The organism is Testudinibacter crocodili (assembly GCF_006228025.1).
Taxonomy (GTDB): Bacteria; Pseudomonadota; Gammaproteobacteria; order Enterobacterales; family Pasteurellaceae; genus Chelonobacter.
The window spans coordinates 35,216-43,664 of sequence record NZ_VDHF01000080.1; the positions used below are offsets into that span (position 1 = coordinate 35,216).

The 8,449-nt window shown below is 44.6% G+C and carries 8 protein-coding genes; all 8 read right to left on the reverse strand.

Annotation, left to right across the window (positions count from 1 at the left end):
- Positions 1-44: 44 nt before the first annotated feature.
- Positions 45-4,076, reverse strand: a complete 4,032-nt coding sequence (gene rpoB, locus FHQ23_RS09165; protein ID WP_139614064.1) for a DNA-directed RNA polymerase subunit beta — start codon at positions 4,074-4,076, stop codon at positions 45-47.
- Positions 4,077-4,373: 297 nt separating this feature from the next.
- The gene (gene rplL, locus FHQ23_RS09170; RefSeq protein ID WP_132965685.1) at positions 4,374-4,742 is read right to left on the reverse strand and encodes a 50S ribosomal protein L7/L12; all 369 of its coding nucleotides are present in this window, start codon (positions 4,740-4,742) and stop codon (positions 4,374-4,376) included.
- A gap of 54 nt (positions 4,743-4,796) precedes the next feature.
- Positions 4,797-5,288 (reverse strand): 50S ribosomal protein L10, encoded by a 492-nt coding sequence (gene rplJ, locus FHQ23_RS09175; RefSeq protein ID WP_132965688.1) that lies wholly within the window; start codon positions 5,286-5,288, stop codon positions 4,797-4,799.
- A 285-nt stretch (positions 5,289-5,573) separates the two neighbouring features.
- Complete coding sequence (gene rplA, locus FHQ23_RS09180; RefSeq protein WP_139614065.1) at positions 5,574-6,266, reverse strand: 50S ribosomal protein L1; 693 nt, start codon at positions 6,264-6,266, stop codon at positions 5,574-5,576.
- Positions 6,267-6,270: 4 nt separating this feature from the next.
- Positions 6,271-6,699, reverse strand: coding sequence for a 50S ribosomal protein L11 (gene rplK / locus FHQ23_RS09185; RefSeq protein WP_132965692.1), 429 nt, complete (start codon positions 6,697-6,699; stop codon positions 6,271-6,273).
- A gap of 135 nt (positions 6,700-6,834) precedes the next feature.
- Positions 6,835-7,389, reverse strand: coding sequence for a transcription termination/antitermination protein NusG (nusG, locus tag FHQ23_RS09190; protein WP_132965694.1), 555 nt, complete (start codon positions 7,387-7,389; stop codon positions 6,835-6,837).
- 3 nt (positions 7,390-7,392) lie between these two features.
- On the reverse strand, positions 7,393-7,803 hold the full coding sequence (gene secE / locus FHQ23_RS09195) for a preprotein translocase subunit SecE (RefSeq protein ID WP_139614066.1): 411 nt from the start codon (positions 7,801-7,803) through the stop codon (positions 7,393-7,395).
- A 194-nt stretch (positions 7,804-7,997) separates the two neighbouring features.
- Positions 7,998-8,449 (reverse strand): EF-Tu C-terminal domain-related protein (locus FHQ23_RS09200; RefSeq protein ID WP_139613978.1); only part of this gene is annotated, 452 nt, incomplete at its 5' end.

The following is an 8,449-nucleotide window of genomic DNA, read 5'->3' on the forward strand; positions in this document are numbered from 1 at the left end:
GACCGCACTTGAGCATATTTTTATCGTTGCTCAGATGGAAGCGATTAACGATCTTCATCCAGATCAATATTAATCCCCAGCGAGCGAATCTCTTTCAACAATACGTTGAAGGATTCTGGCATGCCCGGTTCCATCTGATGTGCGCCGTCCACAATGTTTTTATACATTTTGGTACGACCGTTCACGTCATCGGATTTCACGGTCAGCATCTCTTGCAGGGTATAAGCAGCACCATAAGCTTCCAGCGCCCATACTTCCATTTCTCCGAAACGTTGTCCCCCGAACTGGGCTTTACCACCCAATGGTTGTTGGGTAACCAAGCTGTACGAACCGGTTGAACGAGCGTGCATTTTGTCATCAACCAAATGGTTCAATTTCAGCATGTACATATAGCCTACGGTTACCGGACGTTCAAATTTCTCGCCGGTACGCCCGTCAAACAACGTAATCTGACCGGAAGTCGGCAGATCTGCCAGCGCCAACAAGCCTTTGATTTCGCTTTCATGTGCGCCGTCGAATACCGGTGTTGCCAACGGCATTCCTTTACGCAGGTTTTGCGCCAAACGCATCACTTCATCATCGCTGAAAGTGGCAAGATCCACTTTTTGACTTTCGCCGCCCAAATCATACGCACGTTGAATATAATCACGCAATTTGGCAACAGATTGTTGCTGTTTAATCATCGCATTGATCTTGTCACCCACACCTTTGGCCGCCAAGCCCAAATGTGTTTCCAAAATCTGACCGATATTCATCCGTGACGGTACGCCCAACGGGTTCAAGACGATATCGACCGGCTGCCCGTTTTCGTCGTACGGCATGTCTTCCACCGGATTAATTTTTGAGATCACCCCTTTATTACCATGGCGACCTGCCATTTTATCACCCGGCTGAATCTGACGTTTTACCGCCAGATAGACTTTCACGATTTTCAACACACCCGGTGCTAAATCGTCGCCTTGAATGATTTTATGACGTTTAATTTCCAGTTTGCGTTCAAACTCTTTGCGCAACTCTTCATGCTGCTCTGCTAACTGTTCCAACTGATTTTGTTGGTTTTCATCAGCCAAAGACTGTTCCAACCATTGGTTACGGGTTAGCTTATCCAGTTGTTTCTCTTCAACACCGTTGTTTAATAACAGGTTACGTACACGGGTAAACAAGCCAGCTTCTAAAATTTCCAGTTCTTCCACCAAATCTTTCTTGGCTTGTTTTAACTGCATTTCTTCAATTTCAAGCGCACGTTTATCCTTTTCTACACCATCACGGGTAAAGACTTGTACGTCGATTACCGTACCGGAAACGCTGTTTGGTACCCGCAGAGAAGAATCTTTTACATCAGAGGCTTTTTCACCGAAGATCGCACGCAATAATTTTTCTTCTGGGGTTAATTGAGTCTCACCTTTCGGGGTGACTTTACCCACCAGAATATCACCGCCTTTGACTTCCGCCCCGATATACACGATACCGGATTCGTCCAATTTGCTCAGCGCTGCTTCACCGACGTTAGGAATATCGGCAGTAATCTCTTCTGCACCCAGTTTGGTATCACGCGCAACTGCGGTCAATTCTTGAATGTGAATCGTCGTGAAACGATCTTCTTGCACCACACGCTCAGAAACTAACATCGAGTCTTCGAAGTTATAACCATTCCATGGCATAAATGCCACACGCATGTTTTGACCTAATGCCAGTTCTCCTAGATCGGTGGATGGACCGTCCGCCAACACTTCACCACGCTCAATCGGTTCGCCCAAAGCAATACAAGGCACTTGGTTGATACAGGTGTTTTGGTTGGAACGGGTGTATTTGGTCAGGTTATAAATATCAATGCCTGCTTCGCCCGGTACGGTTTCATCTTCGTTGACTTTAATCACGATACGTGAAGCATCGATATATTGCACATAACCACCACGTTTGGCGACTACAGTCACCCCGGAGTCGACGGCTACTGCTTTCTCAATTCCGGTTCCGACCAACGGTTTATCGGCACGCAAAGTCGGCACCGCTTGACGTTGCATGTTTGCACCCATCAAAGCACGGTTAGCATCGTCGTGTTCCAAGAACGGAATCAACGCCGCCGCCACCGAAACAACTTGCTGCGTAGAAATATCCATATATTGGATTTCATCGGCTTTATACAAACCCGCTTCGCCGTGTTCACCACGACAAGTCACGAAGGTATCAGTAAAGCGTGAATTTTCATCTAAGTTGGAGTTCGCCTGTGCAATCACATATTTGCCTTCTTCAATCGCTGACAAATATTCAATTTCTTCCGTCACTTGTCCGTCAACCACTTTACGGTATGGGGTTTCCAAGAAACCATAATCATTGGTACGTGCATACACCGACAAGGAGTTGATCAAACCGATGTTTGGCCCTTCAGGCGTTTCAATCGGACAGACACGACCGTAGTGAGTGGCATGAACATCACGCACCTCAAAGCCGGCGCGCTCACGGGTCAAACCACCAGGACCTAAAGCAGAAATACGGCGTTTGTGAGTCACTTCTGATAACGGGTTATTCTGATCCATAAATTGTGACAACTGGGACGAGCCAAAGAATTCTTTCACTGCCGCTGAAATTGGTTTGGCATTGATCAAATCTTGTGGCGTTACACCGTCCAAATCGCCTAATGACAAACGCTCTCTGACCGCTCTTTCGACACGCACCAAGCCGATACGGAATTGGTTTTCCGCCATCTCGCCCACTGAACGAATACGACGGTTGCCTAAGTGATCAATATCATCGACTTCACCGCGTCCATTACGGATCTCGATCAGTTTTTTCATCACCATCACGATGTCGTCATTGCTCAGGATACCGCTGCCTTCCCCTTCCGGAATGTTCAAAGAGCGGTTAAACTTCATGCGACCAACCGCAGAAAGATCATAACGATCACTGGAGAAGAACAAATTGTCAAACAGCGATTCCGCCGCTTCTTTTGTCGGTGGTTCGCCCGGACGCATCATCCGATAAATTTCAACCAGCGCGCTTAAACGGTCATGTGACGGATCCACTCGCAAGGTTTCTGAAATGTAAGGTCCATGATCCAAATCATTGGTGAACAGCACCTCAATATTTTTATAACCGGCTTGGCTCAATTTAGCCAACATTTCTAATGTAATTTCTGCATTTGCCGCACAGATCAATTCGCCACTCTCAAGATCAACATAATCTTTAGCAACAATTTTACCGACAATATATTCTGTCGGAACCACAACTTGAGAGATTTTATCTTTTTCTAACTGACGAATATGACGTGCCGTGATACGACGTCCGCGCTCAATATAAACGGTGCCGTTGGCTTCGATATCAAAGCTGGCAGTTTCACCACGCAAGCGCTCAGGCACCAGTTCCATCATCAATTTGTTATCATCAATGCTGAAATTCACTTTCTCAAAGAACAGTGCCAGAATTTCTTCGGTGGTGTAGTTCAATGCACGCAGGATAATCGTAGCCGGTAATTTACGGCGGCGGTCAATACGCGCAAACAAGTTATCTTTCGGATCAAATTCAAAATCCAACCATGAACCACGGTAAGGAATAATACGTGCGTTATACAGCACCTTCCCAGAGGAGTGGGTTTTACCTTTATCGCTGTCGAAGAACACCCCCGGACTACGGTGTAATTGTGATACGATAACACGCTCAGTACCGTTGATCACAAAAGTTCCGTTGTCGGTCATCAATGGGATTTCCCCCATATACACATCATTTTCTTTGATGTCTTTTACCGTACCCGGCGCAGCATCACGATCGTAGCTGACTAAACGCAGTTTAACTCTTAACGGCGCAGAATAAGTTGTCCCACGGATTTGACATTCACGCACATCAAATACTGGTTCACCTAACTTATAGCTCACATATTGCAATTCAGTGCTGCCGTTATTGCTGACAATTGGAAATACTGAACGAAATGCTGCTTCCAGTCCCTGCTGCCCTTCCGGATCTTGCTGAATAAATTTATCGAAAGAATCGATTTGGATTGTTAATAAATAAGGTACATTTAAAACTTGTTGACGTTTGCCAAAGTTTTTACGAATACGTTTTTTCTCGGTATAGGAGTAAACCATAGGGTTCCTCTGCTCGCTGATCGGTGACCCAAAATTCGCGCACACTTGCGATCAAATTAACAAGGTGGCAATGCTATCGATACCGTTTGTTGGTACCGCACTTTCACTTTTTTGCCGAAAATCACTGGCAAAACTTCTGGTGCAGGCTAGATAAAATCAATAATCGCTATTTTATCAAGCAGTTATAGAAATAAAAAAACGGCATATTCACTTCTATTTTTTAAAGGCACAAAATGGCTAGCAGTATAAACCGCTAGCCATCCGCCTATAACAGGCTATAAACCTAAATAAAATTAATTATTTAAGTTCAACAGAAGCGCCTGCTTCTTCTAATGTTTTCTTCAGTTCTTCAGCTTCAGCTTTAGAGATGCCTTCTTTCAGCGCTGCTGGTGCAGATTCAACCAGGTCTTTCGCTTCTTTCAAGCCTAAACCAGTTGCACCACGTACTGCTTTGATAACAGCAACTTTGTTAGCGCCCGCTGCAGTTAATACTACATCGAATTCAGTTTTCTCTTCTGCTGCTTCTGCTGGACCTGCTGCTACAGCTACTGCTGCCGCTGCTGCAGAAACACCGAATTTTTCTTCCATTGCAGAAATTAATTCTACGATTTCAGTGACAGTTTTAGAAGCAATCGCTTCAATGATTTGTTCGTTAGTTAATGACATGACAATCAATTCCTAAAGTAAATAAATTAAACGAGGTAAGAAACGCTTTGATAATTAAGCAGCTTCTTGTAATTTGTCGCGTAATGCCGCAAGAGTGCGAGCAAGTTTGCCTGCCGCAGCTTCTTTCATAGTACCCATTAAACGTGCAATCGCTTCGTCGTAAGTCGGCAATGTTGCTAAGAATTCAACATCTTGGATTTTACCTTCGAAAGCGGCACCTTTAAGTTCGAACTTATCGTTCGCTTTTGCGAAATCTTTGAACAAACGTGCAGCTGCGCCCGGATGCTCATTAGAAAATGCGATAAGTGTCGGACCTGTCATCACGTCTTTCAAGCACTCGTAGTCAGTGCCTTCTACCGCACGACGTAATAAAGTATTACGTACGACACGCATAGTAACACCGGCTTCACGCGCAGTTTTACGCAATTCAGTCATTTTATCCACAGTCACACCGCGAGAATCCGCAATCACTGCTGATAGGGCACCTTTGGCTGCTTCGTTTACTTCAGCAACAATTGCTTGTTTGTCTTGAAGATTTAATGCCATTGGCTTATAGCTCCTGAATACACTCCGGTTTCCCGGATTTAAATTCCTTGATATGCAAGCATATCAAGACGTCTTTCGGTGCGCAGAAGCAGAAAATTTTTCTCATTCTGTTCACCATCTACGCAGGATAATTAAGAAATCACCTGAGTTTCCCCACACGATTTCCCCTGCGGTCTTGGATGGGGCTTGAATAAGGTCAAGCACCAACCAGAAGTTTCCGACAAAACTACCATCGGAAAATAAGAGGAGAATTATAAATACAATTCTCCCCGCTGTAAAGTTTTATTAGCTCAAACTGGTTTGATCAATCGCCACGCCTGCACCTTGAGTGGTGGAAAGGCTGACTTTCTTGATAAAGATCCCTTTAGAGCTGGCTGGTTTAGCTTTCACTAAAGCTGCCAACAAGGCTTGCAAGTTCTCTTTCAGTTGTTCTTCTGAGAAACTCACTTTACCGATAGTGGTGTGGATAATACCATTTTTGTCGTTACGGTAACGAACCTGACCAGATTTCGCATTTTTAACCGCTTCTGCAACGTTAGGCGTTACGGTACCGACTTTCGGGTTTGGCATTAAGCCGCGTGGACCTAGGATTTGACCTAATTGACCCACAACACGCATTGCGTCCGGAGAAGCAATGACTACGTCGAAGTTCATTTCGCCTTTTTTGACTAATTCAGCCAGATCTTCCATACCGACTAAGTCAGCACCGGCTTCTTTTGCTGCTTCAGCGTTTGTGCCTTGAGTAAATACAGCTACACGTACATCACGCCCTGTACCATGTGGCAACACCGTTGCGCCACGTACGTTTTGGTCAGATTTACGCGCTTCGATACCCAAATTAACAGCAACATCAACACTTTCAACAAATTTGGCTGTCGCCAGCTCTTTCAATAAAGCAACGGCTTCATTGATTTCGTAGGCTTTAGTTGAATCTACTTTTTCTTGGATCGCTTTCATGCGTTTGGTTAGTTTAGCCATCTGATTAGTCCTCCACTACCAAGCCCATTGAGCGAGCGGTACCTTCAATAGATTTCATTTTAGTTTCGACACTTGCACCAGTCATATCCGCTGCTTTAACTTCAGCGATTTCACGAACTTGTGCACGAGTGACTTTACCGACTTTTTCTTTGTTCGGTTTACCAGAACCAGATTTAACACCTGCCGCTTTTTTCAGCAATACTGCTGCTGGCGGAGTCTTAGTGATAAAAGTGAAAGAGCGGTCTGCATAAACTGTGATAACAACCGGAGTTGGTAAGCCTTTTTCCAAGCCCTCAGTACGAGCGTTGAATGCTTTACAGAATTCCATGATGTTGACACCTTGTTGACCCAAAGCTGGACCAACCGGTGGACTTGGATTTGCCATACCTGCTGCAACTTGCAGTTTAACGTAGGCTTGTACTTTCTTTGCCATTTTATTTTCCTCTTGCGGGTATTATCGCCTTGCGGCTCCCCTGTTTATAAAGGGCAGTATTCTAATTAAACACTGCCTGTTTTTCAAGCATTTTAGCGTAAAATACTTGAGAAATTATGCCTTGAACGTACCGGCTTAAACCGCTTTTTCCACTTGGCGGAACTCCAGTTCCACCGGTGTCGCACGCCCAAAAATCGACACAGATACTTTGATACGGCTTTTGTCGTAATCGACCTCTTCTACCGTGCCGTTGAAATCCATAAACGGACCTTCGGTAACCCGCACTTCTTCACCAGGCTGGAACAGTGTTTTCGGTCTTGGTTTATCACCATCTTGTTGTAGACGGTTTAAAATCGTATCGGCTTCGCGTTTAGAAATCGGCGCAGGCTTGTCTGGCGTACCACCGATGAAACCCATCACACGTGGCACACTACGCACCAAATGCCAAGTGTCATCGTTCATTTCCATTTGTACCAGTACATAACCGGGGAAGAATTTACGCTCGCTTTTGCGACGTTTGCCGGCAATATTTTCAACCACTTCTTCAGTTGGCACTAGTACTTCACCAAACTGATCTTCCATATTATGTTGTTTGATATATTCGATTAATGTTTTCGCTACACGGCCTTCAAAACCGGAGAAAGCCTGTAAAACATACCAGCGTTTTATTGGTGCTGTATTCTCGCTCATAAATTAAAATCTCAGGTTAGTAATAAAGGAGATAACCGCAATAATCAAGGAATCAAATCCCCAAAGCACTAAAGAAGCAACCACAGTTACACCAAAAACAATCAATGTTGTTTGCATAGCCTCGGAGCGTTTCGGCCAAACGATTTTTCTTAATTCACCACGTGACTCTTTGAAAAAACCAATCGCTTTCTTACCTTGATTGGTGATTGCCACGAGTCCTAAGGCTGCGACCATTAAAATTACCATCGCAACGATACGAATGACCAACGCAAATTGATCGGCAAAATAAGTATTCCCCACAGCGGCAACAACGATCAATAGTACAGCTAAAAGCCAAAGCAAATTATTTACTGCTTTGCCTTTACCTTCATGGTTTTCAATAAGTGCTTGTTTTTTAATATTTTCTGAACTCATGTTTTTTATCTATCCGATCCAATGAATAACGGTATATTTTTGAACGAGCGATTGTAGCACTTTCTTTATGCATTGAATAGGCTAATTACAATAAAACCGTTAATTTCTTATGCCCTTATACCACTATTCCCAACACTTAAACAACAAAAAGGGCGAACCGAAGTTCACCCTTTTTGAGATATCTTGCAGCGCAATTATTTGATAATTTTCGCTACAACACCCGCACCTACTGTACGGCCACCTTCACGAATCGCAAAGCGTAAGCCTTGGTCCATCGCAATTGGGTGAATCAGGCTAACAACCATTTGGATGTTGTCGCCAGGCATAACCATTTCCACGCCTTCCGGTAACTCGATAGTGCCGGTTACATCCGTTGTACGGAAATAGAACTGTGGACGGTAGCCTTTGAAGAACGGAGTATGACGGCCGCCTTCATCTTTAGACAATACGTACACTTCTGATTCGAAATCGGTGTGCGGTGTGATTGAACCCGGTTTTGCCAAGACTTGACCACGTTCGATCTCTTCACGTTTGGTACCACGCAACAACGCACCGATGTTCTCCCCTGCACGACCTTCGTCTAACAGTTTACGGAACATTTCAACACCGGTAACCGTGGTTTTGGTAGTCGCTTTGATACCGACGA